The sequence below is a fragment of the Mesorhizobium sp. M0019 genome, assembly GCF_040323975.1.
In the GTDB taxonomy this organism is placed as follows: Bacteria; Pseudomonadota; Alphaproteobacteria; order Rhizobiales; family Rhizobiaceae; genus Mesorhizobium.
The window spans coordinates 1-23,072 of record NZ_JAMYVK010000033.1; the positions used below are offsets into that span (position 1 = coordinate 1).

Sequence of the window (23,072 nt, forward strand, 5' to 3'; positions counted from 1 at the left end):
CGGCCTCGGTCGCCGGCCTGCTGGTCACCACCGAAGCCATGATCGCGGAGGCTCCGAAGAAGGAGTCGGCTGGCGGCGGCATGCCTGGCGGCATGGGCGGCGGCGGCATGGGCGGCATGGGTGGCATGGATTTCTAATCCAGCCAATCTCGCAAGCTTACGGAAAGGGCGGCAGCGATGCCGCCCTTTTTGTTTGCTTCATAGCGGGCTGCCCCGGCTCAAGCGGCGATATCAATGCACCGCGGCAGCGGCACTCTTGGCCGGCAATGCCCCCTCAATCAGCGCCGCGACCTCATCGGCTACCGCCAGCACCGGGGCGCGGTCGTGGGTGGCGCGTGCGATCACCATCAGTCCTTCAAGCGATGATTCGACCAGCAGTGCCAGCGCGTGCGCGCGTCGCTCGGGCACCCCTGCCCTGACGAAGGCCGCCCTGAGCAAGCCTATCCATTGCTCGAAGGCGGACCGGCACAACTCGGCCAGTTCCGGCATGTCGATCGGCGAGTCCAACACCACAGGTGCGATCGGGCAACCGAGCGTGAACCGATTGTCTTCCAGCATGCGCGCGACCGACTGGTAGATGTGGTGGACAGCCACCGCCGGGTCCTTTTCGGCAGCGAGCGCGGCGTCCAGCCTCTGCGTCACATCGGCGACGCTGTCGCGCGTCACCTCGATGACCAGCTGATCCTTGCCGCCCGGAAAGTGAAAGTAGAGCGAACCTCTCGGTGCGCCTGAGGCGCTCAAAATATCGTTGAGCGACGTGCCGTGGTAGCCGCGCTGCCTCAGCAGCAGCCCGGTCGTCTCGAGTATGCGGGTGCGGGTGTCGTTCGCCATGTCAACCTCTGTCAGGAGTGAGCATTATAGGCCTTGCCTCGAATATGACAATCGGTCTATATAATATGTAGATCAGTCTACATATGCGAGAGGCAAATGCGCAGTTATCGTCTTGAAGAAACCTGCGGGACCAGGCGCCTGGTGATGCGCGACGAGGCGCAGCCGACGCCGAAGCCGCACGAGATCGTCGTGCGTGTCCGCGCCGCTTCGCTCAACCGCCGCGACACGATGATCCTCAACGGCAGCTATCCACTGGCGCCGCGCCAAGGGGTCGTTCCGCTGAGCGACGGCGCCGGTGAAGTCGTTGCGGTCGGCGATGCCGTCACCCGCTTTGCCGTCGGCGACCGCGTCACCGGCAGTTATTTTGCGCGCTGGATCGATGGCCGCATCAATGCCGGTCTGATCGACCAGCTTGGCTGCACGCTGGACGGGATGCTGGCCGAATACGCCGTGCTCGACGAGCAATGGGCGGTGCGGCTTCCCGATCATCTCGACTGGCATCAAGCGGCGACACCAACCTGCGCCGGCCTGACCGCCTGGAATGCCGTGACGGCGGCCGAAATGCCGAAGCCCGGCCAATGGGTTCTTGTCATCGGTTCAGGTGGCGTCGCGCTATTTGCGCTGCAATTCGCCAAGCTGCTCGGCTGCCGTGTCGTGGCAGTCAGCTCGCGCAACGAGAAGCTGGACCGGCTGCAGGCGCTGGGCGCCGACCTCGTCGTCTCGACCGCCGACATGCCGGAATGGGGTGCTGCGGTACGAGAGCAGACCGGCGGCATCGACCTCGTCGTCGAGACCGGCGGCCCGCCGACCTTCGCGCAATCGATGATCGCCTGCGCGCTTTACGGGCGCATCGTGCTTCTCACCATACAGGATGCGAAAGGCGGGACGGTGCAGATCCCCGGCCCGGTCTACCAGCGCAGCCTCGCCACCATCAGCCGCCTGTTCGTCGGCAATCGCACCAACCTCGAAGCCATGCTGCGCGCCATCTCGGTGCATCGGCTTAAGCCTGTCATCGACAAGGTGTTCGCCTTCGACGAGGCCAACGATGCCTATCGCTATTTCCAGCAAGGCGACGTCTTCGGGAAAGTGGTCGTCGACAGCGCCTGACTGGTCGGCCCAAAATCTGATCGACCCCTCAAATCAAAGGAGAGACACAATGACCATTCGTGAAGCAGAGGCCCAATGGCAGGGATCGTTGAAGGAAGGTTCGGGCCGGCTGAAGCTCGGCAGCGGCGTCTTCGAAGGCGCCTACTCGTTCCCGTCGCGTTTCGAGAACGGTCCCGGCACCAACCCCGAGGAATTGATTGTGGCGGCGCATGCCGGCTGCTTCTCGATGGCGCTGAGCGCCATTCTCGGCCGCGAAGGTTACACTCCCGCACGCATCCACACGATCGCGAAAGCACATCTCGGCGCCACCGTGGCCGGACCGACGCTGACCCGCATCGAGTTGGAGACGGAGGCAAGCGTCGCCGGGCTGGCGGCGGCGGAGTTCGAGCGGCTGGCGCAAATCGCCAAGGAGAGCTGCCTCGTATCGCGGGCGCTGGCCGGCGTCGCCGTGATCACGCTCAAGGCCCGCCTCGTCGAAACCGCTACCGATCACTGAAGGGAAGGAATATCCAATGACACAGGAACTCATCATCGACATCGCCGCAGCCAAACGCTCCGCCGAAACGGCCGAGATCATGCGGCGCTACAACGACGTCTTCCAGCGCCACGACCCGTCGGCGCTCGACGATCTGGTGGCGGAAGATTGCGTGATCGAGAACACCACGCCGGCCCCGGACGGCGCCCGCCGCATCGGCAAGGGCGCCTGCGTCGAACTGTGGTCGGCGATCGCGACCGGACCCGGCACGCGCTTCGACATCGAAGAAACTTTCGTCGCCGGCGACCGGGCGACGATCCGCTGGCGCTACTGGATGGCCGACGGCAATTCGCTGCGCGGCGTCAACCTGATGCGCGTGGCGGACGGGCAGATCGTCGAGGCCATGGGCTATGTCAAGGGATAGATTTGCGCTGCCCGCGACCTTCCTGTTTACCGGTCCGCCAGCGCCAGTTTGGCGCCGAGCATGACAAAGGCTCCGGCGAAGGTACGGCGCATCCAGGTCAGCACCTTTGGCCGCGACACGACATGGCTGCGGATTGACGCCGCGAAAACGCCGTAGCCGACAAAGACCACGAAGGTGAGCAGCATGAAGACGCTGCTGAGCTCCAGCATCTGCGACAGCGCATGCGGTTCGGTGGTGCTGACGAATTGCGGGAGGAAGGCAAAGAAGAAGATCGACAGCTTCGGATTGAGGATGTTGATGAGGATGCCCGAAGTGATCACTTTGCCGGCCGAGCGCGGCGCAACATTTTCTTCGACGCTCAGGCCACCCTTCTCCTTCAGCGTGTTCCAGGCCATGTAGAGCAGGTAGGCGACGCCGAGATATTTCAGCGTCTCGAAGGCGACGGCGCTGGTGTGCAGCAGCGCCGCGAGGCCGGTGATGGCGGCCGCCATGTGCGGAATGATGCCGAGCGTGCAGCCGAAAGCAGCAATGATGCTGGCGCGCGCACCACGTGAAAGCCCGGCGCTCAGGGTATAGAGAACGCCGGTGCCGGGCGAAGCCACGACAATCAGCGACGTCAACAGGAATTCGATGCTCACAGATGGTCTCCCGGTGCTGGCCCTGCCGCCGGCAGCGTAATCAGCGAAACGTGCGGGCACAAGCCAACCTGAGAGCCTATGCGCATTCAGATCATGCTGTTGGCGTGCATCTTGCTATCGGCAATAGGCTGCCGAACTTCCCAGTGTTCGACCAGCTTGCTGTCCTTCAGCCTGAAAATGTCGACGATGGCCAGGCCCTCCTCCTCCGGTTCGCGTTTTGCGTGCATGTGCACGATGACGAAATCCCCTTCGGCAAAAATCCGCTTCACCTCTCCCTTCACGAGGGGAAATGACTGTTTGCGCTGTTGCAGATAGGCTTTGAAGCCTTCCGCACCATCGGCAATGTTCGGATTGTGTTGGATGTAGCGTTCGCCAAAATGCATCGAAGCAGCTTCGATGTTGCCTTGGTTTACCGCTTTATCGATGAAGTCCAGGACGATCATCTTGTTGGTCTCGAGCGAACTATGAATCTTGGCTGGAACTAGATTTGATGGTTCGTCACGCATGTTTTGCTCCTTCCCGTGCCTGCTTCTGCCCGGTGTGGACAGGAGCGTCCGCACGCCGACATTGCCAACATGATCTGTTGCGACTGTGAGATGGTCGATACGCTATTCCACTAGATTCTTATCCAATCGTCTAATAGCGTCGTCCTATTCATCGTTGGAGGATGGTTCTCATGGACGCCTTGTCCGAACTTCTTGCTTCGCTGCGATTTGGCAGCGCCATGATCGGCAGCGCGACCCTGCATCGGCCATGGGGTATTTCAGTCGATCCGACAAGGAATGCCGCCATCCACGTCATACAGAACGGCGAATGCTGGTTGCGGCTGACTGGTCAAAAAGAGCCGATCCGCTTAGGCGAGGGAGATGTCATCCTTGTCGCGAGCGGTATCGGGCATGCCCTTTGCAATCCGGCGGATGCACCGACGGCATCGATATCCGCCGTCCTTTCCGCAAATCGGAGCGGACTGGAACCGAAAAGCGAGAGCGGCGCGACAACTCTTCTTTGTGCGAGATATTCACTCGACGGCGTCGGGCCATACCCGATGGCTTCGCTGCTTCCTCCGCTGATCCATTTCACCCGAAATCAGATTGGCACCAGCGAGCCGCTGCGGCTTGCCCTGGAACTTCTGCAGGTCGAAGCGAAAGGCGATCTCGGCGGCCACGACATTGTCGCCCCACGCCTTCTCGACAGCACGTTGATCTTCTTGTTGCGTGCCTGGATTGAACATCAGCCACTCGGAACAGGGGAATGGTTTGGCGCCTTGCGCGACAAAGGCATTGCGCAGGCCTTGCGCCTGATCCACGAGCGGCCGGGCAATCCCTGGACCATCGCTTCCCTTGCCAGCGGCGCAGCACAGTCCCGGGCCACCTTCGCGCGTCGCTTCGCTCAACTGGTAGGACAGCCGCCGCTGTCCTATGTGACCCGGTGGCGGATGAACCTTGCCGCCAAGGCTCTGCGGGAAACGAACCAGAACATTGGCGAGATCGGGCGCGCCGTCGGATATGAATCGGTGCCGTCGTTCTCGCAGGCATTTAAACGATTGACCGGACGATCGCCCGGCATCTACCGCAGCGACTTTCGCGCATCTGATTGACGAAATTCAAACTGGGACGCCAGCCCGGGCCGTCATTCAAGCGTCGGCAGACCGTGAGCCCGGCGCGCGATCAGGCAGTCGTCATCGCCCGGCATGCAGGCGCGGCAGACGTCGGGGCGGATGTCGTAGATGCCGCAGGCGGTCGACTTGCCGACCTCGCCGCACAGTGCCGAACAGCGCGCGCCGTCGCATCGCATACCGGCTTCGTCGGCAGCCACGTATTTTTGCGGGATAAGGTCGAGCTGCGCGTCATCCTCGGTGGAGAAGCGCGGCCATCTGGACGAGTAGGCGCAGCAGGCGCCACAGGTCTGGCAATCGAAGGCAATCGGACCGGCGCCCTCTTGTGGCGACGAAAACTCCTCTGCGACCGCCAGGGCAAGCAGCCTTGGCGCAGATTTCCGGTCGGCATTTTGCTGCAAGGGCGCTATTTCTTCTTGGGCTTGCGCGGCGGTGCTTCCGCCGGCGACCTGAACAGATCGGTGCCCGCTTCGGCGGCTTCGCCGGTTTTTGGCGCGGCGGCCGGCTTGGCCGGCTTCACGGCGGCAGCAGGCGCTGCCGGCTGGCCCTTGGCGGAAAACTTGATTGCCATATCAATCCTCGTCAGAGAAACGCGATGATGGCGCATTCGGATTGCGAAGGCGGCCGATGAGCGCCGAAACGGCCGTGATGTTCATTTCTTCGGGCGACCAGTTCCTGGCTTCCTCGATGTGCCGGGGCGCCAGCTCGCGATGCGTGCTGCCGCTGTAGGCGGCATCCTGAAAGGTCACGCGCTCGCGGGTCTTGGTGTTTTCCCGGACGTATTCGATCAGATAATTGGGGCATTCGGCACGACCGCGCACGCCGAGCCGAACTTGGGCATCGCCGTGGACACGCCTGCAGCGCTCGAGCTTTTCGAGCACGCGCCGGACATATTCGACCGGCTTGTCTAGTTCGCCCACGACATCGGCGATGGTCGAATCTGCGGCGATCGCCTTTTGAGGCACGCGTTTGGTGGCCATCAGCGTTTGCCTGCGCGTTTCGGCGAGGCCGCGAGCGCAACCGCCGCCGCCATGTCGTCGGCTTCCTTCTCCAGGCGCAATTCGCGCAGCCGCGCGGTCTTGGCTTCGCGGGCCTGGCTGACGGCATCCCGTTCGGAATTGATGCGGTCGAGCGACATCGACTGGGTCCGCGTCTTGCTGAAAATGGATTCGGCCTGGTCGCGGGGTTTTTTTGAAGTTGCGGTCAAGGTCTTTCTCCCGGTTCGGAGCACGCCGCCGAAAAGTGGCGAGACTGGTCTTTCGGCCAGGATCCCGCACAAAGCAATACGGCAGCCGGTTTCAAATTGCTGGAACGTCCTTAGCACGTCCGGGCCGTCGAGCAGCGCTCTTTCGGCGGTCGAAGCGCAAAAATGAAAAAGGCCAGGCACCGCCTGACCTTCCATAAGAGCGCCTGCGCATCCCGAGAGACGCGCAAAGAAACGTTCTTCTCATGCGCATGAGCGGGGACTTAACATCCCCGCGATCGTGCGCTGGAATTTGCCATTCACCGGTGCCAGTACATCCGTGGTCACCGGTGAGGCTGAATTCCGTTTTAGGCCGCCTTCAACTGGTCGGCGGACATCTTGCCCGACTTGTTGTCGCGGACCATCTCGTAGCCAAGCTTCTGGCCCTCGACGATGTCGCGCATTCCGGCGCGCTCGACGGCTGAGATGTGGACAAAAACGTCGGCAGAACCGTCGTCAGGCTGAATAAAACCAAAACCCTTGGTGGCGTTGAACCATTTAACTGTGCCTGTGCTCATAACGAACCCTTTCCATGGCAAATATTCGTTCGCCGTCATGCGGATGCACAACAACGTTTGTCTCGATTTTGATGGGGGAAGTTCGCCAAAGGCGCGCCTAAGCACGCGGATAACAAAAGTCGGTCAAACAAATATCGACAAAATTCTTATAGACTTCTTTGCGCGTTGTGTCAATTTTTTGATTTGCCACACTCGCAGAGACGCGCGGCGGCGGCCCGCGCCAGCACATCGGACGGCGAAAGCCGGGCTATTGCCCGCCGAAAAAACCAATCAGCCGGGAACCATTTTGGCGCCGGGGCATTTTTTCGGTGTCGAAAGCCGTTCTCGAAAGAGCAATCTTGAGAAAAGGCGGACGACAAACAGGACGCCCCCGCGCAGATAAAAGGCACGAGGGGCGTTCCTGTGATGCGACCATTCGCGCCGCCTGCCCCTCACAGCATGGCCCGGCTGAGCCCGCCATCCACCGGCAAAGCCACGCCGGTGATATAGGCGGCGGCGTCGCTGGCCAGGAATGCGGCAACCGCGCCGAATTCGGCGGGGGTCCCGTAGCGCTTTGCCGGGATTTCGGCCTGACTCTCGGCGGCGATCACAGCAGCGTCCACGCCCCTGTCGGCGGCGTCCATCGCGTCGAACTGTTTCGTCCGGTCCGTCGCAAAACGGCCAGGCAGCAACAGGTTGACGGTGACGCCGTCCGCCGCCACTTCGCCGGCCAGGGTCTTGGCCCAGCCGGCAAGCGACGCGCGCAACGCATTCGAAGCGGTGAGGCCGGGGATCGGCTCGCGGACGGATGTGAGGAAACGGCGATGATGCGCCCCCAGCGCCGCGCCCGCATGCTTGGCAGGAAAGAAATGGCGATACGCATCTGGCTCAGCACCATGCTGGTGAACTGCTTCTCCCAGACGCTCGCATCGAAGACGCTAGCCGCGAAGGGTGGCGGGCCGCCGCCATTGAGCAGGACGATGTCGATCCGCTGATGCTCGCCCTCGACGGCACGGATCAGCCGGGAGACGCTGTCGTTGTCGGAGAGGTCGGCGCTGAAGGTCGAGCAGATGTGGCCTGCGGGCTCGATTGCGCGTCGCGCCGCATCCAGGGTCGCCTCCTCTCGTCCGACCAGGATGATCTCGGCGCCTTTCGCCGCGAGCGCTTCGGCAACGCCGAAACCGAGGCCCTTGCCTCCGCCGAGGACAAGCGCCTTCCGCCCCTCAAGATTTGCGCTAATCAAGCCAAGTCTCCTCCTGGTTTTTGTTTCACTGCGCAGCCTCGGGATCAGGCCCGAGGCCATGCTTTGGGCGTGCATCAGCGAACATGCACGATAGCGTCGGCTTCGACCGGAACATTGGCCGGCAAGCCGGCCATGCCGAGCGAGCAGCGGGCGTGCTCGCCACGCTCGCCGAAAACATGGAGCAGAAATTCGGATGCTCCGTTGCCGACCTCCGAATAGGCCGAAAAGCCGGCCGCCGCATTCACATAGACGGTCAGCTTGGCGAATTTCACGACACGGTCGAGATTGCCGTCCAGTTCCTTGTCGAGCCAATAGACGATGTTGGCCGCGCAGAGCCGGGCGGCGTTCCGCGCGGCAGACAGATCGATCTCCCTGCCGACCTGGCCGATCGCGGCGATCTCCTGCCCGATCTCGGGAATCTGACCGGAGACATAGACGATGTCGGCGACCCGAACTGTCGGCGAGAACGGCAAAGCGGGCCGCTCGAGCGAGGGCCAGGCGACACCGAACTCCTCAAATCTTCTTCTGTAGGACAAGGTGGCTGCTCCTGTTTTCGTTCGTGCGAGCAGACCTTGAATTCAGATCGGGCTTTCGGATAGCCTGATAGTGCTGACACAGCTATCAGGAATTCTTATGATTGGAGATATCGACGTCAGACTGCTGCGCGCATTCGTCACCGTGGCCGATACGGGAACGGTGAGCCGAGCGGCCGATCGACTTGCCCGCACGCAGGCGGCGGTGAGCATGCAGCTTCAGCGCCTCGAGGGTGCAGTCGGCGCCGAGCTGCTGCGCCGTTCGCCGCGCGGCGTGACGCTGACCGAGGCCGGCGAGATCCTGCTCGCCTTCGCCCGCAAGGCCATCGCGATCGGCGACGATGCCAGGCGCGAGATAGAAGGCCGCAGGCTGGTCGGCCGTGTCCGGCTGGGCATCGTCGAGGATTTGGCGGTGACACGGCTGCCGTTGATCATTGCCGACTTCCGCCGCCGGCATCCTTCCGTGGAGATCGAGCTGACATCGGCCAGCAGCAGCGATCTCAGCAAGTCGCTGGGCGAAGGAAGATGCGACATCGTCATGGCCGATCCGGCACGCTTCACAATGGCGCCGCGAGGCCATCTGTCACGACAGCTGGTCTGGGCGGCAAGCCGCATGATCGAGATCGATGACGAGGTCGAGCTTCCGCTGATCATCTTCGAAGGCGCCTGCTCCTGGCAGGACAGGATGCTGGCTTCGCTCGCCGAGGCCGGGATCGGCTGGAAGATCGGCTGCCGCGTGTCGACCTTCGCGACACTGATCTCGGCGCTGAGGGCTGGGCTCGGCATCGGGCTTCTGCTGCAGGAAGGACTACCGCCCGACTGCCAAAGCCTCAACGGACGCTTCAACCTGCCGCCGGCGCCGATGGCGGATTTCGGCGTCTATCTCGCGAGGGACCCGTCGCGGCTGGTCGAGGAGTGTGGCGATTTCCTGCGAGCGGGATTCGAAGCGTAGCGAAATATCTGACGCCGTTCACCGTTCCTGGTCGGTCGGGCGGATGACGATCTCGTTGACGTTGACGTGTGCCGGCTGGCCCACGGCGTAGAGAATGGCCGCGGCGATGTCCTCGGCGGTCAGCGCCTCCATGGCGGCGAGCCGCTGGTCGAGCCCGGCCTTCGCCGCCGGGTTGGTGACATGGTCGCCGAGTTCGGTGCGCACAAGGCCAGGCTCGATGACGGTGACGCGAACCTTATCGGCATAGACTTCGCGGCGCAGCGATTCGGAAAAGCCGACGACGCCGAACTTGGTTGCGGCATAGCCGCTGGCGCCGGGATTGGCGACGCGTCCGGCGATCGACGAGACATTGACGATGTGACCCTTGGCGGCCCTCAGATGCGGCAGCGCCGCCTTGGTGACGCCCATCAGCGCCAGCAGGTTGAGCTCGATCATGCGGCGCCAGTCGTCGAGTTCGGCATCGGCGGCCGGCGACAGAAGCATGACACCTGCATTGTTAACGAGGATGTCGAGGCGGCCCCATTCGGTGACAACCTTGTCGACCATGGCGGTGACATCGTCGTTGCTGGTGACGTCGGCCTCGATGCGGAGCGCCGTGCCGCCGGCCTTTTCGATACGTGCGGCCAGCGCTTCGAGACGATCGGCGCGGCGTGCGGCAATCGCCACCTTGGCCCCGGCGGCTGCGAGCGCTACAGCCGTTGCCTCGCCGATGCCCGAGGAGGCGCCGGTGACGAGTGCGACCTTGCCGGCCAGTGCGGAAGAAACAGAAGTCATTGTGAAGTCTCCAAGGCCCCTGCCCGATCTTCAGATAGGCCGCGGGCCGCGAAGTGGAAGACCAGCTTGCCGGTTGCTCGGCTCTACTCGTCTGGGCCGGGCTCCGGCCAAGGCTCTTTCGCCGCCTCGGCATACCAGTGCCGCATCGCCGGCATCGAAAGCACGGCGTCGACATAGGCGCGGGTGTCGGGCGCCAGCGTGCCACCGTAGGTGTCGAAGCGGGTGACGACCGGCGCGTACATGGCATCGGCCGCGGTGAAACGGCCAAACAGAAACGGCCCGCCTTTGCCGTATTTTTCGCGGCATTCGCGCCATAGCCCTTCGATGCGCGCCCGTTGCGCCTCACCTTCGGCGTCGAGCGGCTTGTGGCCTTTCGGCCGGCGCAAATTCATCGGCCAGCCATAGCGGACTTCGCGAAAGCCCGAATGCATCTCTGTCGCCGCCGAGCGGGCCAGCGCACGGGCGCCGATATCGGCCGGCCAGAGCTTTTTCTCGGGAAACAGCTCAGCGAGATATTCAAGGATGGCAAGGGTTTCCCAGACGATCCGGACCTCGCCATTCGGCAGCCGATGGTTCAGCACCGGCACCTGGCCGGTCGGCGATATCCTGGCCAGATTGGCCGCGGTCTCGGGCGTGCGCAGGCGCACAAAACCCTCCTCGAACGGAATCTCCAGATGCTTCATCGCCAGCCATGGCCTCAGCGACCAGGACGAGAAGCATTTGTTGCCGATGAAGAGCGTGAATTCAGCCATTATCCCTCTCCGGCCCTGTCTGCTCGGGCTTTCTGGCACACCCTATCCCGCCCGCTTTGCGGCCGGAAGCCGGCCCAAATCGACCGGCCGAACCCGGAACCTAAGCGATCGGCAACCGTTTCCCTGGGCGAACGGTTCAGGAGATGCGCGATGGTGAACAAGGATCAGGTGGCAGGCGTCGCCAAGCAAGCCAAGGGCTCGGTCAAGCGAGCCGCCGGCAAGGCCACCGGCAACAGGCGGACCGAGGCCGAAGGCGACGTCGACAAGGCCACCGGCAAGATGCAGAAGGCTTACGGCGACGTGAAGGACAAGGTGAAGAAGGCGCTTTGAGCGCTGACCCTTCGCAGACCAGGAAAAAGGCGGTTCGGCCGCCTTTTTTTGCGCCCTCTCTTATCCGTCAGAAACTCAGGCTTTTGCTGTACGCATTGGTGAAGGTGACCTCGCCATGATCTCCGGCGGCTTCGCCCAGCACCACATCCATGCTGTTTCCCGTCACCCGCGCCAACGCAAAGCCGCCCATGAAGGCGGCCTTCGGCTTGAACAAGTCGAGCCCGTCACGGTGGTAGATCATCGGCGTCGCGTGCTGGTGGCCATGGAAGATGCCGACGACGTTGTAACCCTTCAGCACAGCCAGCAGCGCCTGCCTGTCCGCTTCGCTCCACCAATGCGGTGGACCCGTGCCATTGTCGTCAAAGGTTCTTTCGGCGGCGTCCCATCTTTCGATCGAAAAAGTATCCCAGCCATAATGCTGGAACAGGATGACCGGACGGCCGTCGCCGGCATAGGTCGCCAGGTCCTGCTTCAGCCATGGCAGGCTGCTGGTGGCGCCATGGCCGGTATCGCCGGCAAAACGGTGCGTCTGGACAAGATGCAGACCGCCCCAATCCCATGAATAGCAGTCGGTCGCGACGTCGTAGTTAGTCGCCGGCGCAGGCGGCTTGAAGAACACGCCGGGGCGGTGGTTGACCTCGACGTAGTCGCGCATTTCGCGGCGATACCAGTCGACATGCGAGCGCGGGCCGTTCTGGTCGAGGTCGTGGTTGCCGAGGCCGACATAGACCGGCATGTGAACGCGGTCGGGGCCGACGCCTTGCTGGTAGCGCTGGCTGAACTGAAGCAGCTGCGTACCCTCGCTGGGCTGGGTGATCTGGCCGCCGCCATCATCGGTGATGTCGCCGCCAACGACGAGGCCGAGCGGCGTGCCGATGTTGCCCGTCGAGCGCAGGCCGGTGGCAACGCCATCGATTTCGGCCGGCCATTGTCTGTCGCCGACGCCGTTGAGCGCAGCGACGTTGCGCAGCAAGGCGGCGTCGGTCTTGCCCTCCTGCTCGCAATGCGGGCTCAATCCGTTCGCCGTGCGGCAGGCGTGGACATCAGCGATAAACAAGAAGGTGGCGTCGATGGGCGGGATGCGCTGCCCGGTCTGGCCGAAGGCCGGGCGCGAAACGGCGCCGGCCGCGGCAACGACCGCTGCCTTCATCAGGAACCTGCGCCGGGAAACCGGCCGGGCGGAAATGCGACGCATCATGCGCTAAAATTCAGCACGACGCGGACCGGCAGTCCAGTTGCTCGCAAAGTGTGTCGACACGTTCCCCCAGGTCTGGCATTGCTTTCGGCATTCAACTTGCGCGGGCAGAGGAGGACGCCATGAACACTGCATCCATCGGCATGACAATGGTCATTCTGGCGGTGACGAGCGCAGCGCAAGGCGCCGAGTGCATCGACGCCAAATCGGCCAAGGCCGGCTTCATTCTCGAAAGGCCTGGCATCCACAGCGAATTTCGTCCGGCGGCGGGCGGAATGGTTGCCGTGGCCAACAAATACCAGTCGCAATCGCCCCAGTCGCAGTACCTGTTCGGCGGGCTGATCGAGGTGTTTCGCGACAGCAGCACGGGGCAGCTGGCGATGATCCCGTTTTCCGATCTCAGGAAGGTGTTCCCGCTGAAGGCGGGGGCCAAGAGCAAGATCGTGTTTGCCCGCCTCGCGCCGAATAAGCCGCCGAAGGGCACCGAGACGCTGGAGATCAACATCAAGGGCAAGGAGACGTTCAGCCTGGGTGAATGCAAATACTCCGTGCTCGCGGTCAAGCAGACGATCAGGAGCGAGGCCGGCGAGATGCGGGACGAGTTTACCGCGCTTTACGCACCCGACCTGCAGGCAGTTGTGGCCAGGCGCTATGACGAGGGCACCAGTGCCGAAAGCGTGGTCGGCTACGAGCTGATCAAGCCGCTGCCGAATTAAGAGCTCGGCCTCCCCGCCTCGGTCATAGTGAGCGACTGTCCTGCCGGCGTCAGAGGGCTCTGTGCAGTATCCTGCTACGTCGCCTCGTTCCTGTTTTGGAAGACATAACTCCCTGCTCCAACGCCATCAGGCAGTCACGCAGCACGCCTGCGTCCTGTGCTGTCTTGGCCATCGACATGGCGCCGGAATAGCTGGCGACGGCGAGCGCTGCGAAGCGCTGCGGATCGGTACCTAGCTCCCGGCCCGCCTGCTGGTCGGCGCTGATCTTGTCGGCGATCGCCTGACGCCAGGTAGAAAAAATGCCGGCAAGGGCAATGCGGAAATCCGGATCGGCAAGCGACAGTTCATGCGCCAGGTTGTTGAGCGGGCAGCCGCGCACGAAACCCTGCTGCTCCAGCTCCGCCGCGACGGCCGCGAACACGGAGCGCACGCCCTCGCGCGCTGAGGGAGCCATCCGCACCGGCGCGATCCATGTCTCTTCTACGGCGGCGGCGACCCGCTCCTCGATCAGTGCGAGCGCCAGCGCCTTCTTGGTTGGGAAATGGTGGTGCAGCGCGCCGCCGGTGACGCCCGCCGTCGCCATCAGGTCGCCCATGCTGGACGCATGATAGCCGCGTACCTGAAACGCCTCCTCGGCGACATCGAGCACCTTTTTGCGCATGCCTTCGGGGTCGTTGGTGCGTTTTTGAGCCCGCGACTTTGGGCGAGCGGTTATCTCTGCTGACATCTTCACACGATAGCAGATTGACAAAACAGGACAACCGGTCTGTTTTGTAAAACAGGATGACTGTCCTGTTTTGGAGCTCGCGCGATGAACCTGCCTTTGAACGCCATACCTAATCCCGATCTGCTCGCCTCGCCCGTCGTCGAACTCAGGCAATACACGCTGAAACCCGGCCGGCGCGAGACGCTGATCGGCATCTTCGACAATCACCTGATCGAGGGCCAGGAAACCGCGGGGATGACCATCATCGGCCAGTTCCGCGATCTCGACCGGCCGGATATGTTCGTCTGGCTGCGCGGCTTCGACGGTATGGAAGCGCGGAAAAACGCTCTGACCGCCTTCTATGACGGGCCGGTCTGGGCTGCCTGGCGCGACGCCGCCAACGCCACGATGATCTCATCCGACGACGTGCTGGTGCTGAAGCCGGCTTGGCCAGGCGCCGGCCTAGACCTCTCGGGATCGAAACGAGTACCCCAGTCGGACCCCGAAGAACCAAGCGCAAGCAGTGATTTGCAGGCAATTGTTGTCATCAGGATTCATTATTTGCAACCTGGCCTGGAAGCCCGTTTCGCCAATGACTTCCAGACCGCGGCCCTTCCGGTGCTCGCCGCATTTGGCGCGTCGCCGCTCGCCGCCTTCGTTACCGAACATGCCGAAAACAGCTTTCCGCGGCTGCCCGTGCGGGCCAGCGAAAACGTCTTCATCAGCATCACCGGTTTCGCCAGCGCCGATGCACATGCCCGCCACGAGGCAGCCTTGGCTGCCTCCCCGGAGTGGCAAGTGTTCGAGCAGAGCGTCCAGTCACGTATGGCCAAGCCGACTGAGACTTTGCGGCTGTCGCCAACCTCACAATCGCTGCTTGGGCGGTGAGACGAGGCGAAGTTTCATACGCTGGGATAGGCAGGCGACTTGACCCCGAGTGCAGGCAGCGCTGCTCTGGGGTTCATGCCGCCGGCGGAAGGCGGCACGTGCGGGAGTGTTGGATGAGACTAGGCGGCAAACGGGCACTGGTCACCGGTGGCTCGGACGGGATCGGGCTGGCAATCGCCGAGGCGTTTTTGCGCGTAGGCGCGGACGTGCTGATCGTCGGCCGCGACGGCAAAAAACTCGACGCCGCCCGCAAGCAGCTCGGGGATAATGTCGACACGCTGTCGGCCGACCTGTCGGCCAGCGCCGGCATCGATGCCGTGGTCGAGCATGCCAGGCGCGGCCCACCTGTCGATATCCTCGTCAACAATGCCGGCGTGGCGTTCCTTGTGCCGTTCGAAACCGTCAGCGAGGATCAGTTCCAGCAGTCCTTCGCACTCAACGTCACGGCGGTATTCTTCCTCACCCAGCGGCTGTTGCCGCATCTCGCGCCGGGCGCGGCCTCGGTGATCAACATCTCGTCCTATTTCGCGCACAAGATGATCCCGAAGCGGCCGTCCAGCCTCTATTCGCTGTCGAAGGGCGCGCTCAATTCGCTGACCAAGTCGCTCGCCTTCGAGCTCGGACCGCGCGGCATAAGAGTCAACGCCATCGCGCCCGGCACGGTCGACACAGCGATGCGGCGCAGGTCGATCGAAAACCTGCCTGAGGCCGCGCAAGCCGAGCTCAAGGCCTATGTCGAGCGCAGCTACCCGCTCGGCCGCATCGGCCGAACCGGCGACCTTGCCGGCATCGCCGTCTATCTCGCCAGCGACGAAGCGGCATGGACCAGCGGCGGAATCTTCGCCGTGGATGGAGGATACACGGCGGGGTGAGGTTGCGATCTCCCCCCTCGAGGGGGAGATGGCCGGCAGGCCAGAGGGGGTCGTCTCGCGTGGAACACCAGCCTGTTCCGTCCGCTATGGGAGTTGCGTCAAGACCTACCGACCCCCTCTGTCGCCTTCGGCGACATCTCCCCCTCAAGTGGGGAGATTGCCAGCACCTTCAACCGATTTGCATTCCCGTCACCCGCAATCTCCGCTTGAAGGCATTTGTGCAACGCGATACGCCGTTTGCAAATTGCAAACCGGAGAGACTTCGTGAGCGCGCCAGAGACCAGAACCGAAACCGACACGTTCGGTCCCATCGAGGTCGCCGCCGACCGTTACTGGGGCGCGCAGGCGCAGCGTTCGCTGGCCAATTTCAAGATCGGCTGGGAAAAGCAGCCGGCCTCGATCGTGCGGGCGCTGGGCATCGTCAAGCGGGCGGCAGCGGAGGCCAATATGGAGCTGAAGCGGCTCGATCCGGCGATCGGCAAGGCCATTATCGAGGCCTCCCAGGAGGTCATCGACGGCAAGCTCAACGAGCATTTCCCGCTGGTCGTCTGGCAGACCGGTTCGGGCACGCAGTCCAACATGAACGCCAATGAGGTGATCTCCAACCGGGCGATCCAGCTTTTGGGCGGCGTCATGGGGTCGAAGAAGCCGGTGCATCCCAACGACCACGTCAATATGAGCCAGTCGTCGAACGACACCTATCCGACTGCAATGCACATCGCCTGCGCCGAGCGCATCATCCACGACCTGTTGCCGGCCCTAAGACATTTGCATGCGGCACTCGAGGCCAAGACCAAGGCTTTCGCCCATATTGTGAAGATCGGCCGCACCCATACACAGGACGCGACGCCGCTGACGCTCGGCCAGGAATTCTCCGGTTATGCGGCGCAGGTCGCCTCGTCGGTCAAGCGCATCGAACTGACCCTGCCCGGCCTGCAGGAATTGGCGCAAGGCGGCACCGCGGTCGGCACCGGCCTCAACGCGCCGGTCGGTTTTGCCGAAAAGGTGGCGGCGCGTATCGCCGCGATCACCGGCATCGATTTCGTCACCGCGCCGAACAAGTTCGAGGCGCTTGCCGCCCATGATTCCATGGTCTTCTCGCACGGCGCCATCAATGCCTGCGCGGCGGCGCTGTTCAAGATCGCCAACGACATCCGTCTGCTCGGTTCCGGCCCGCGTTCGGGCCTCGGTGAATTGTCGCTGCCGGAAAACGAACCGGGCTCGTCGATCATGCCGGGCAAGGTCAACCCGACCCAGTGCGAAGCGATGACGCAGGTTTGCGTGCAGGTCTTCGGCAACAATGCGGCGATCAGCTTCGCCGGCAGCCAGGGCCATTTCGAACTCAACGTCTACAATCCGCTGATGGCCTATTGTTTCCTGCAGTCGGTGCAGCTGCTGGCCGACGCTTCGGTGTCGTTCACCGACAATTGCGTCGTCGGCATCGAGGCCCGCGAGGACAACATCAAGGCGGCACTCGACCGTTCGCTGATGCTGGTGACCGCGCTGGCGCCGACGATCGGCTACGACAACGCCGCCAAGATTGCAAAGGCGGCGCACAAGAACGGCACAACGCTGCGCGAGGAAGCGCTGGCCACCGGGCTGGTCAGCGAAGCCGACTATGAGCGGCTGGTGCGGCCGCAGGACATGACGCATCCGGGGTAAGTTGATCGCGAAAACGTTACCTGGGTGAACAATCCGTAACCAATCTGGCGTCTTTGGTGAACAGTCGGCCTGCGCTAACTAGACGGGTATCCCAAGCCGTTTGGCCAAACCCTTCTGGAGAGTTACGCATGTCCACCAACACGTCCACCAACACTTCGTTTGCCGGTTCCGGCACCGCCTCCGGCGCCTCGGGCACGATCCTGCTCGGCCGCATCCTGCTTTCGGTCATCTTCCTGCTTTCCGGCTTCGGCAAGCTGACGGCGATTGCCGGCACGGCCGGCTATTTCGGCAGCCTCGGCCTGCCGCTGCCGATGGTGACCGCCATTGTCGTCGGCCTGATCGAACTGCTTGGCGGCCTCGCCATCCTCGTCGGCTTCCAGACCCGGATCGTCGGCTGGGTGATGGCGATCTTCACCGTTGCCACCGCATTGGTCGCCCACACCGGATGGGCCGATCAGATGCAGATGATCAATTTCCTGAAGAACGTCGCGATTGCCGGCGGCTTCCTCGTGCTGGCCTCCTCGGGCCCAGGCGCGTATTCGATCGACGCCAAGCGCGGCTGAAGCAGTCCAGCATTTCCTGAACAAAGGGGCGCGGAATTTTCCGCGCCCCTTTTTCGTTGTCGTTTGTGCCTGTCGGTCCGCTGACCGGAATTCTGCTAGGATTGGGCTCTTGGCCACCCGGCCGACAACGGAGGTTACCATGCCCCGCAATGCGCTGCTTTTGCTTTCCCGACTGCTGTTCGCCGCACTGTTCGTGCCGTCCGGCTTCCACGCGCTGACCGACATTGCCGGCACGACCGGCTATTTCGCCGGCCTCGGCCTGCCGCTGCCGACGCTGGCTGCCTGGGGCACCGGGCTGTTCGAACTGATCGCCGGGCTGCTCATCCTCGTCGGCTTCAAGACGCCGATCGTGGCGCTGCTGCTCGCTGCGTTCTGCATCGCGGCGGGCTTCATCGGCCACTATGGCCAGGGTGGCGACGATCCGACGCTGACCTTCATGCATTCACAGATGCTGATGAAGGACATCGCCATATCAGGCGGTTTTCTGGCGCTGGCAATGGCCGGCGCCGGGGCATACTCGATCGACAGCAGAATGCTTGGAGCCCGCGCCTGAGCGCCACCCGCACCTGTCTACTTGGTGTCAAGGAAGACGAAATTTGCGAGGCGACTTATATTGACGGGCACCGACGCAAAACCGCGGAACCCCATCTCCCCCACTCCCACATACAGACAGAGCTGTTTCTTCTTTACCGCCATCGCCACCCACTCGGATCCAAAATCGTTTGGGTCCTTGACGTAATTTCGAAGATTGCTGTCAATGGCGACGTACACATAACCATCTGATTGAATCAGTTCTTGTTTCTTCAAGTATGGTAACAGATCGGACCGACCCACGATGGGCTTGATCGACCCGCCGATGGTCTGAGCCTTGTCGGAAAGAGTTCGATCGATCCCTCTCGAACACGGCTCGAGGCGTGAGAATAAATCGCTCTTCGAGAGGGATTTCATGAGCTTGAATATGTCGGCGCTCGGCTTGAACACGAAGTAGTTTATTTTCTCTCTGTTTTTGGGTGCGCGAAGCATTCTATGAAAATTGAACGGCGTTCTGACGCCCGGCTCTTTGGGATAATGTCGATTCAGATCGAACGTCCCCTTGGCCACGACGGACAGGGTGTACAGCGTCTGGGAGCTGGCGGTGCCCGCGAAGAGGACTAATATCGCCGCAACCAACAGCTGAAGAACCTGCCTGGATTTCACGGCGTTTCCCTTCTTTCCTCAACTGTCGCGACGCGATAGCGCGGGCCTCTATTTGACAGAAACGCTAGGCCCGCCCTCGACTGCCAGCACCAGCCGGCGGTTGGTGACCCGTGCCAGTTGTGCCAGCCGGCCGGCGGGCCGCTCGCCGTAAAGATCGGCCAGCGCTGCTGGCAGCACCAGCGCGAGCACGCCATTGCCGCGGTTTTCCCATTTCAGTCGCGGCATGACGCCGGGCATTGCCGCGCTCAGCAAATAGACGACGCGCAGCAGCGCGGCCAGCACGCGGGCCCGTTCGAGATAGCGCGGTGTCGCCAGCCCGCGGATTTCCGGAGCGGCTTCATTGAACACGCCCTCGTGGCGAAACAGGCTGACAAGCGCCAGGAAGGCGCGGCCGGGATGATCGACGCCGATGAAGGAGGCGTGGGCGATGATGTTGAGCGATTGCTTGCCGCGATATTCGGGATGGGCACGCCAGCCGATATCGGCGAGCAGGCAGGCGGCGTGGCGGTAGCGCGCCTCGTCCCTGGTTTCGTCGATGCCGAAGGCAGCGAAGGCCTTGCCGGTCCACTCGACAAGCTCATGCGCGTGGTCGACCGAGCGCGAGCGCAGGCGGGCAAGCTCTTCCGCCGCCGAGATCAGCGGATCGGCTTTCTGCTCGGCCTTGTCGAGCAGCGAATAGAGAAAGCCCTCGCGCACGCCCAGCGCCGACACGATGATCTTCGACGGCTGCATCGCCGCCATGATCTCCTGCAGCACGATGGCGCCATAGGGCAGCAGCGAGCGGCGGTTCTTGGAGATGCCCTCGATGCCTTTGACCTTGTCGATCTCGGCTTTGGCGACCTGCCGGAGGAAGTTCGCGGCGCTTTCGATGCCGATCTCGTAATGGTGCATGACGCCGAGCGGGTAGTTGGTCATTTCCATGTGCAGCCGGGCGAGGTTTCGCCAGGTGCCGCCGACCGTGTAGAACGCCCTGCCCTGCCCGCCCTTCAGCAATTTCGCCCGCGCCAGTTGCTCGCGCGTGATCCTTGCCGCCTGGGTCAGCGAGTTCTTCGCCATGTCCTGCAGGCGCAGGCCGCCCAACGGCAGCGTGATGCCGTCACCGATCGTCTCACCGTCAATATCGATCAGCTCGAGGCTGCCGCCGCCAAGATCGCCGGCGATGCCGTTGGCCGGATGGAAACCGGAAATGACGCCGAGCGCCGAATAATGGGCTTCCTCGCGGCCGCTCAGCACCTGGATCTCGGTCTTGAGCACATCCTCGGCGCGGTGGATGAAGTCGGGGCCGTTGACGGCCTCGCGAGCGGCGGCGGTCGCCAGCACATACATGCGCTCGGCGCCGGCCTGGTCGGAGAGCGCGCGGAAGCGGCGGAACTCTTCCATCGAGCGCGTCACCGCCTCGGGATCGAGTTTTCCGGTCGAAACGATGCCGCGGCCGAGGCCGGCCAGCATCTTTTCGTTGAACAGCAAGGTCGGCGAGCGCGCCAGCCCTTCATAGATAACAAGACGGATCGAGTTCGATCCGATATCGATGATGGACAGCGGTCGGCGGTCCTGAAGCCGGCCCTGGGACGCTGAAATCATCAGCCCGTCGCTGCGTTCTGTTTCTTGCGGCGTTTGAACTGCGCGATGCGCTTGGGCGCATGCGACTTCAACGCATCGCCCCGTCCGGACAGGCTCGGATTGGTCATGAAATATTCCTGCGCGTTGAACGGTTCCTCGCCCTCCTCCAGCACAACGCGCCGGGAGGTTCCGTCAGCCAATACGTCGAAACTTTGCTGGTTGTCCATGATGTTGCCGAGCATGATCTGGCCGAGCACCTGTTCGTGCACAGTTGGATTGGTGATCGGCACCATGGTCTCGACACGGCGGTCGAGATTGCGCGGCATCAAATCGGCCGAGGAGATGTAGACGATCGCCCCGTCCGATGGCAGGCCGTGGCCGTTGCCGAAGCAGTAGATGCGGCTGTGCTCGAGGAAACGGCCGACGATCGACTTCACCCTAATGTTCTCCGATAGGCCGGGCACCTGCGGTCTCAGGCAGCAGATGCCGCGCACGACGAGATCGATCTCGACGCCGGCGCGGCTGGCATCATAGAGGGCATCGATGATGATCGGGTCGACCAAGGCGTTCATCTTCATCCAGATGCGGGCGGGCCTGCCCTCCAGCGCGTGACTGATCTCGTCCGAAATGTGCTTGAGGATGCGGTCGCGCAGCGTGAACGGCGATATGGCCAGCCGCATCTGCTCGGCCGGCTCGGCATAGCCGGTGATGAAGTTGAACAGCTGGGCGACATCTCGCGCGATCGTCGGGGCCGTGGTGAAGAAGGACAGGTCGGTGTAGATGCGCGCGGTGACCGGGTGGTAGTTGCCGGTGCCGAGATGCACGTAATTGCGCAGCCTGCCATCCTCGCGGCGCACGACCAGCGACATTTTCGAATGGGTCTTCAGTTCGAGGAAGCCGAAGACGACCTGGACGCCGGCGCGCTCGAGGTCGCGGGCCCAGCGGATGTTGGCCTCCTCGTCGAAGCGCGCCTTGAGCTCGACCAGCGCGGTCACCGACTTGCCGGCCTCGGCGGCGTCGACCAGAGCGCGCACGATCGGGCTGTCGTTGGAGGTGCGATAGAGCGTCTGCTTGATCGCCACCACTTCCGGATCGGCCATTGCCTGGCGCAGGAACTGCACCACGACGTCGAAGGATTCGTAGGGGTGGTGGACGATGATGTCCTTCTCGCGGATCGCCGCAAAACAATCGCCGCCATGCTCGCGGATGCGCTCGGGGAAGCGCGGATTGTAGGGCGTGAACTTCAGATCGTCGCGGGCGACGGCGACGATCTCCGAGATCTGGCTGAGCGCCAGCGGACCGGTGAGCACGCTGATGCGGCTTGCCGAAACGCCAAGCTCGCCAGCGACGAAGTCGCGCAGTTCGGGCGGCATCAGCCGGTCGAATTCGATCCGGATAACGGAGCCGCGGCGGCGGCGCTTCAGCGCCGTCTCGAACAGGCGCACCAGATCCTCTGATTCTTCCTCGACCTCGATATCGCTATCGCGGATGATGCGGAACGTGCCGGAGCCCTTGACCTCATAGCCTGGGAACAGCTTGCCGATATAAAGACCGACCGCCTCCTCGAGCGGGATGAAGCGGACATGGCGCTTGCGATCCGGCAAACGGATGAAGCGCCTCAGCGCCACCGGCAGGCGCAAAAGCGCGCTCATTTCCTCGCCGTTCTTACGGTGGCGCAATTGCAATGCCATCGAGAAACCGAGATTGGGAATGAACGGGAACGGATGCGCCGGGTCGATCGACAGCGGCGTCAGCACCGGAAATACCTGCTCCTGGAAATGGTCCTCGAGCCAGATCTTCTCGTCCTTGCTCAGCGCATCGCGGGTGATGCTCTCGATGCCTTCCTTGTCGAGCAGCAGCATCAGCGCCGAAAGGCTTTTCTGCTGGTCCTCCTGCAGGCGCTCGACCTCGCGCAGCAATTGTTCAAGCTGCTGCTCGGGCGTGCGTCCGTCCGGGCTCTTCAGCACGATGCCCTCGCGCACCTGGCCGGCAAGACCCGCAACGCGGACCATGAAGAACTCGTCGAGGTTGGCGGCCGATATCGACAGGAAGCGAACACGCTCGAGCAGCGGATGATTGGCGTTCAGCGACTCTTCGAGCACGCGCCGGTTGAATTGCAGCCAGGAAAACTCGCGGTTGACGAAGCGGTCGGGATTGCCGCCTTCGCGGCTCGCCGCCTCGACGGTGATGAATTCGTTCTGCACCGGCTTCAGTTCGTTCATGGTTTCCGCTCTTCCCACACCGTTCGACGACCATAGCCTTAACCGGCTTAACTTATCCTCTGACAGGCTTTTGCGACA

The 23,072-nt window shown here is 62.9% G+C and carries 28 protein-coding genes and 1 pseudogene; 12 read left to right on the forward strand and 17 right to left on the reverse strand.

Annotation, left to right across the window (positions count from 1 at the left end; all coding sequences use genetic code 11):
- Positions 1-230: 230 nt before the first annotated feature.
- Positions 231-830: a TetR/AcrR family transcriptional regulator gene (locus tag NKK47_RS22315; protein ID WP_352578268.1), complete on the reverse strand. Its 600-nt coding sequence runs from the start codon at positions 828-830 to the stop codon at positions 231-233.
- 96 nt (positions 831-926) lie between these two features.
- Here NKK47_RS22315 and NKK47_RS22320 point away from each other — a divergent pair, with 96 nt between their 5' ends.
- From NKK47_RS22320 to NKK47_RS22330, 3 genes are read left to right on the forward strand one after another with little or no spacing between them, the layout of a single operon-like run.
- Positions 927-1,937, forward strand: a complete 1,011-nt coding sequence (locus NKK47_RS22320; protein WP_352578269.1) for a zinc-dependent alcohol dehydrogenase family protein — start codon at positions 927-929, stop codon at positions 1,935-1,937.
- Positions 1,938-1,986: 49 nt separating this feature from the next.
- Positions 1,987-2,433, forward strand: a complete 447-nt coding sequence (locus NKK47_RS22325; protein WP_352578270.1) for an OsmC family protein — start codon at positions 1,987-1,989, stop codon at positions 2,431-2,433.
- Between the two features lie 16 nt (positions 2,434-2,449).
- Positions 2,450-2,836 (forward strand): nuclear transport factor 2 family protein, encoded by a 387-nt coding sequence (locus NKK47_RS22330; protein WP_352578271.1) that lies wholly within the window; start codon positions 2,450-2,452, stop codon positions 2,834-2,836.
- Between the two features lie 26 nt (positions 2,837-2,862).
- Here the strand turns inward: NKK47_RS22330 and NKK47_RS22335 are convergent, their stop codons facing one another.
- Complete coding sequence (locus NKK47_RS22335; protein ID WP_352578272.1) at positions 2,863-3,474, reverse strand: LysE family translocator; 612 nt, start codon at positions 3,472-3,474, stop codon at positions 2,863-2,865.
- A gap of 86 nt (positions 3,475-3,560) precedes the next feature.
- Complete coding sequence (locus NKK47_RS22340) at positions 3,561-3,980, reverse strand: nuclear transport factor 2 family protein (RefSeq protein ID WP_352578273.1); 420 nt, start codon at positions 3,978-3,980, stop codon at positions 3,561-3,563.
- 170 nt (positions 3,981-4,150) lie between these two features.
- Between NKK47_RS22340 and NKK47_RS22345 the strand changes: the two genes are divergently transcribed.
- On the forward strand, positions 4,151-5,071 hold the full coding sequence (locus tag NKK47_RS22345) for an AraC family transcriptional regulator (RefSeq protein ID WP_352578274.1): 921 nt from the start codon (positions 4,151-4,153) through the stop codon (positions 5,069-5,071).
- A 32-nt stretch (positions 5,072-5,103) separates the two neighbouring features.
- On the opposite strand, the gene NKK47_RS22350 is transcribed toward NKK47_RS22345, so the two are convergent.
- From NKK47_RS22350 to NKK47_RS22380, 7 genes and pseudogenes are all read right to left on the reverse strand, one after another.
- A complete protein-coding gene (locus NKK47_RS22350) occupies positions 5,104-5,445 on the reverse strand; it encodes a YkgJ family cysteine cluster protein (protein WP_352578297.1) in 342 nt (113 codons plus the stop codon).
- 50 nt (positions 5,446-5,495) lie between these two features.
- Positions 5,496-5,660, reverse strand: coding sequence for a hypothetical protein (locus tag NKK47_RS22355; protein ID WP_023722752.1), 165 nt, complete (start codon positions 5,658-5,660; stop codon positions 5,496-5,498).
- A 1-nt stretch (position 5,661) separates the two neighbouring features.
- The gene (locus NKK47_RS22360) at positions 5,662-6,069 is read right to left on the reverse strand and encodes a hypothetical protein (protein ID WP_352503387.1); all 408 of its coding nucleotides are present in this window, start codon (positions 6,067-6,069) and stop codon (positions 5,662-5,664) included.
- Positions 6,069-6,296: a hypothetical protein gene (locus NKK47_RS22365; protein ID WP_023677608.1), complete on the reverse strand. Its 228-nt coding sequence runs from the start codon at positions 6,294-6,296 to the stop codon at positions 6,069-6,071. Before NKK47_RS22365 ends, NKK47_RS22360 begins: the two co-directional genes overlap by 1 nt.
- Positions 6,297-6,640: 344 nt before the next feature.
- On the reverse strand, positions 6,641-6,850 hold the full coding sequence (locus tag NKK47_RS22370) for a cold-shock protein (protein ID WP_010915421.1): 210 nt from the start codon (positions 6,848-6,850) through the stop codon (positions 6,641-6,643).
- Between the two features lie 431 nt (positions 6,851-7,281).
- Positions 7,282-8,147: pseudogene (locus NKK47_RS22375) on the reverse strand (SDR family oxidoreductase).
- On the reverse strand, positions 8,147-8,608 hold the full coding sequence (locus NKK47_RS22380) for a RidA family protein (protein WP_352578275.1): 462 nt from the start codon (positions 8,606-8,608) through the stop codon (positions 8,147-8,149). The pseudogene NKK47_RS22375 and the gene NKK47_RS22380 overlap by 1 nt, the downstream one beginning before the upstream one ends.
- Positions 8,609-8,705: 97 nt before the next feature.
- Between NKK47_RS22380 and NKK47_RS22385 the strand changes: the two genes are divergently transcribed.
- Positions 8,706-9,557: a LysR family transcriptional regulator gene (locus tag NKK47_RS22385; protein WP_352578276.1), complete on the forward strand. Its 852-nt coding sequence runs from the start codon at positions 8,706-8,708 to the stop codon at positions 9,555-9,557.
- 18 nt (positions 9,558-9,575) lie between these two features.
- Here NKK47_RS22385 and NKK47_RS22390 read toward each other — a convergent pair whose 3' ends face one another.
- Positions 9,576-10,331, reverse strand: a complete 756-nt coding sequence (locus NKK47_RS22390) for an SDR family NAD(P)-dependent oxidoreductase (RefSeq protein WP_352578277.1) — start codon at positions 10,329-10,331, stop codon at positions 9,576-9,578.
- A gap of 83 nt (positions 10,332-10,414) precedes the next feature.
- Positions 10,415-11,083, reverse strand: coding sequence for a glutathione S-transferase family protein (locus NKK47_RS22395; RefSeq protein ID WP_352578278.1), 669 nt, complete (start codon positions 11,081-11,083; stop codon positions 10,415-10,417).
- A 150-nt stretch (positions 11,084-11,233) separates the two neighbouring features.
- Between NKK47_RS22395 and NKK47_RS22400 the strand changes: the two genes are divergently transcribed.
- Positions 11,234-11,413: a CsbD family protein gene (locus tag NKK47_RS22400; RefSeq protein ID WP_352578279.1), complete on the forward strand. Its 180-nt coding sequence runs from the start codon at positions 11,234-11,236 to the stop codon at positions 11,411-11,413.
- Between the two features lie 67 nt (positions 11,414-11,480).
- Here the strand turns inward: NKK47_RS22400 and NKK47_RS22405 are convergent, their stop codons facing one another.
- Positions 11,481-12,611 carry a metallophosphoesterase gene (locus tag NKK47_RS22405; protein ID WP_352458369.1) on the reverse strand — a complete coding sequence of 377 codons (1,131 nt, stop codon included), beginning with the start codon at positions 12,609-12,611 and terminating at the stop codon, positions 11,481-11,483.
- Between the two features lie 119 nt (positions 12,612-12,730).
- Between NKK47_RS22405 and NKK47_RS22410 the strand changes: the two genes are divergently transcribed.
- Complete coding sequence (locus NKK47_RS22410) at positions 12,731-13,324, forward strand: hypothetical protein (protein ID WP_352578280.1); 594 nt, start codon at positions 12,731-12,733, stop codon at positions 13,322-13,324.
- Between the two features lie 49 nt (positions 13,325-13,373).
- On the opposite strand, the gene NKK47_RS22415 is transcribed toward NKK47_RS22410, so the two are convergent.
- Positions 13,374-13,985 carry a TetR/AcrR family transcriptional regulator gene (locus NKK47_RS22415; protein WP_352578281.1) on the reverse strand — a complete coding sequence of 204 codons (612 nt, stop codon included), beginning with the start codon at positions 13,983-13,985 and terminating at the stop codon, positions 13,374-13,376.
- A 150-nt stretch (positions 13,986-14,135) separates the two neighbouring features.
- On the opposite strand from NKK47_RS22415, the gene NKK47_RS22420 reads away from it, so the two are divergent.
- The 5 genes from NKK47_RS22420 (at position 14,136) to NKK47_RS22440 (ending at position 18,568) form a co-directional block, all read left to right on the forward strand.
- Positions 14,136-14,918: an NIPSNAP family protein gene (locus NKK47_RS22420; RefSeq protein WP_352458373.1), complete on the forward strand. Its 783-nt coding sequence runs from the start codon at positions 14,136-14,138 to the stop codon at positions 14,916-14,918.
- A 113-nt stretch (positions 14,919-15,031) separates the two neighbouring features.
- The gene (locus NKK47_RS22425) at positions 15,032-15,790 is read left to right on the forward strand and encodes an SDR family NAD(P)-dependent oxidoreductase (RefSeq protein ID WP_352578282.1); all 759 of its coding nucleotides are present in this window, start codon (positions 15,032-15,034) and stop codon (positions 15,788-15,790) included.
- A gap of 264 nt (positions 15,791-16,054) precedes the next feature.
- On the forward strand, positions 16,055-17,452 hold the full coding sequence (gene fumC / locus NKK47_RS22430) for a class II fumarate hydratase (protein ID WP_023677621.1): 1,398 nt from the start codon (positions 16,055-16,057) through the stop codon (positions 17,450-17,452).
- 128 nt (positions 17,453-17,580) lie between these two features.
- The gene (locus tag NKK47_RS22435; RefSeq protein ID WP_352578283.1) at positions 17,581-18,015 is read left to right on the forward strand and encodes a DoxX family protein; all 435 of its coding nucleotides are present in this window, start codon (positions 17,581-17,583) and stop codon (positions 18,013-18,015) included.
- A 139-nt stretch (positions 18,016-18,154) separates the two neighbouring features.
- Positions 18,155-18,568, forward strand: coding sequence for a DoxX family protein (locus NKK47_RS22440; protein ID WP_352578284.1), 414 nt, complete (start codon positions 18,155-18,157; stop codon positions 18,566-18,568).
- A 17-nt stretch (positions 18,569-18,585) separates the two neighbouring features.
- Here NKK47_RS22440 and NKK47_RS22445 read toward each other — a convergent pair whose 3' ends face one another.
- Genes NKK47_RS22445 through NKK47_RS22455 form a run of 3 tightly spaced genes read right to left on the reverse strand, consistent with a single transcriptional unit; the run spans position 18,586 to position 22,994 of the window.
- Positions 18,586-19,212, reverse strand: a complete 627-nt coding sequence (locus NKK47_RS22445) for a hypothetical protein (protein ID WP_352578285.1) — start codon at positions 19,210-19,212, stop codon at positions 18,586-18,588.
- A gap of 48 nt (positions 19,213-19,260) precedes the next feature.
- Positions 19,261-20,793 (reverse strand): exopolyphosphatase, encoded by a 1,533-nt coding sequence (ppx, locus tag NKK47_RS22450; protein ID WP_352458379.1) that lies wholly within the window; start codon positions 20,791-20,793, stop codon positions 19,261-19,263.
- Positions 20,793-22,994 carry an RNA degradosome polyphosphate kinase gene (locus NKK47_RS22455; RefSeq protein WP_352458380.1) on the reverse strand — a complete coding sequence of 734 codons (2,202 nt, stop codon included), beginning with the start codon at positions 22,992-22,994 and terminating at the stop codon, positions 20,793-20,795. The genes ppx and NKK47_RS22455 overlap by 1 nt, the downstream gene beginning before the upstream one ends.
- Positions 22,995-23,072 lie beyond the last annotated feature (78 nt).

Bases quoted from the DNA above. Each gene is read 5' to 3' on its own strand.
- NKK47_RS22320 (WP_352578269.1), top strand. From the start codon at position 927: ATGCGCAGTTATCGTCTTGAAGAAACCTGCGGGACCAGGCGCCTGGTG.
- NKK47_RS22405 (WP_352458369.1), bottom strand. From the start codon at position 12,611: ATGATGCGTCGCATTTCCGCCCGGCCGGTTTCCCGGCGCAGGTTCCTG.
- NKK47_RS22415 (WP_352578281.1), bottom strand. From the start codon at position 13,985: ATGCGCAAAAAGGTGCTCGATGTCGCCGAGGAGGCGTTTCAGGTACGC.
- NKK47_RS22410 (WP_352578280.1), top strand. From the start codon at position 12,731: ATGAACACTGCATCCATCGGCATGACAATGGTCATTCTGGCGGTGACG.
- NKK47_RS22325 (WP_352578270.1), top strand. From the start codon at position 1,987: ATGACCATTCGTGAAGCAGAGGCCCAATGGCAGGGATCGTTGAAGGAA.
- NKK47_RS22400 (WP_352578279.1), top strand. From the start codon at position 11,234: ATGGTGAACAAGGATCAGGTGGCAGGCGTCGCCAAGCAAGCCAAGGGC.
- NKK47_RS22395 (WP_352578278.1), bottom strand. From the start codon at position 11,083: ATGGCTGAATTCACGCTCTTCATCGGCAACAAATGCTTCTCGTCCTGG.
- NKK47_RS22435 (WP_352578283.1), top strand. From the start codon at position 17,581: ATGTCCACCAACACGTCCACCAACACTTCGTTTGCCGGTTCCGGCACC.
- NKK47_RS22360 (WP_352503387.1), bottom strand. From the start codon at position 6,069: ATGGCCACCAAACGCGTGCCTCAAAAGGCGATCGCCGCAGATTCGACC.
- NKK47_RS22315 (WP_352578268.1), bottom strand. From the start codon at position 830: ATGGCGAACGACACCCGCACCCGCATACTCGAGACGACCGGGCTGCTG.
- NKK47_RS22385 (WP_352578276.1), top strand. From the start codon at position 8,706: ATGATTGGAGATATCGACGTCAGACTGCTGCGCGCATTCGTCACCGTG.
- ppx (WP_352458379.1), bottom strand. From the start codon at position 20,793: ATGATTTCAGCGTCCCAGGGCCGGCTTCAGGACCGCCGACCGCTGTCC.
- NKK47_RS22355 (WP_023722752.1), bottom strand. From the start codon at position 5,660: ATGGCAATCAAGTTTTCCGCCAAGGGCCAGCCGGCAGCGCCTGCTGCC.
- NKK47_RS22370 (WP_010915421.1), bottom strand. From the start codon at position 6,850: ATGAGCACAGGCACAGTTAAATGGTTCAACGCCACCAAGGGTTTTGGT.
- NKK47_RS22345 (WP_352578274.1), top strand. From the start codon at position 4,151: ATGGACGCCTTGTCCGAACTTCTTGCTTCGCTGCGATTTGGCAGCGCC.
- NKK47_RS22420 (WP_352458373.1), top strand. From the start codon at position 14,136: ATGAACCTGCCTTTGAACGCCATACCTAATCCCGATCTGCTCGCCTCG.
- NKK47_RS22390 (WP_352578277.1), bottom strand. From the start codon at position 10,331: ATGACTTCTGTTTCTTCCGCACTGGCCGGCAAGGTCGCACTCGTCACC.
- NKK47_RS22440 (WP_352578284.1), top strand. From the start codon at position 18,155: ATGCCCCGCAATGCGCTGCTTTTGCTTTCCCGACTGCTGTTCGCCGCA.
- NKK47_RS22425 (WP_352578282.1), top strand. From the start codon at position 15,032: ATGAGACTAGGCGGCAAACGGGCACTGGTCACCGGTGGCTCGGACGGG.
- NKK47_RS22455 (WP_352458380.1), bottom strand. From the start codon at position 22,994: ATGAACGAACTGAAGCCGGTGCAGAACGAATTCATCACCGTCGAGGCG.
- NKK47_RS22340 (WP_352578273.1), bottom strand. From the start codon at position 3,980: ATGCGTGACGAACCATCAAATCTAGTTCCAGCCAAGATTCATAGTTCG.
- NKK47_RS22330 (WP_352578271.1), top strand. From the start codon at position 2,450: ATGACACAGGAACTCATCATCGACATCGCCGCAGCCAAACGCTCCGCC.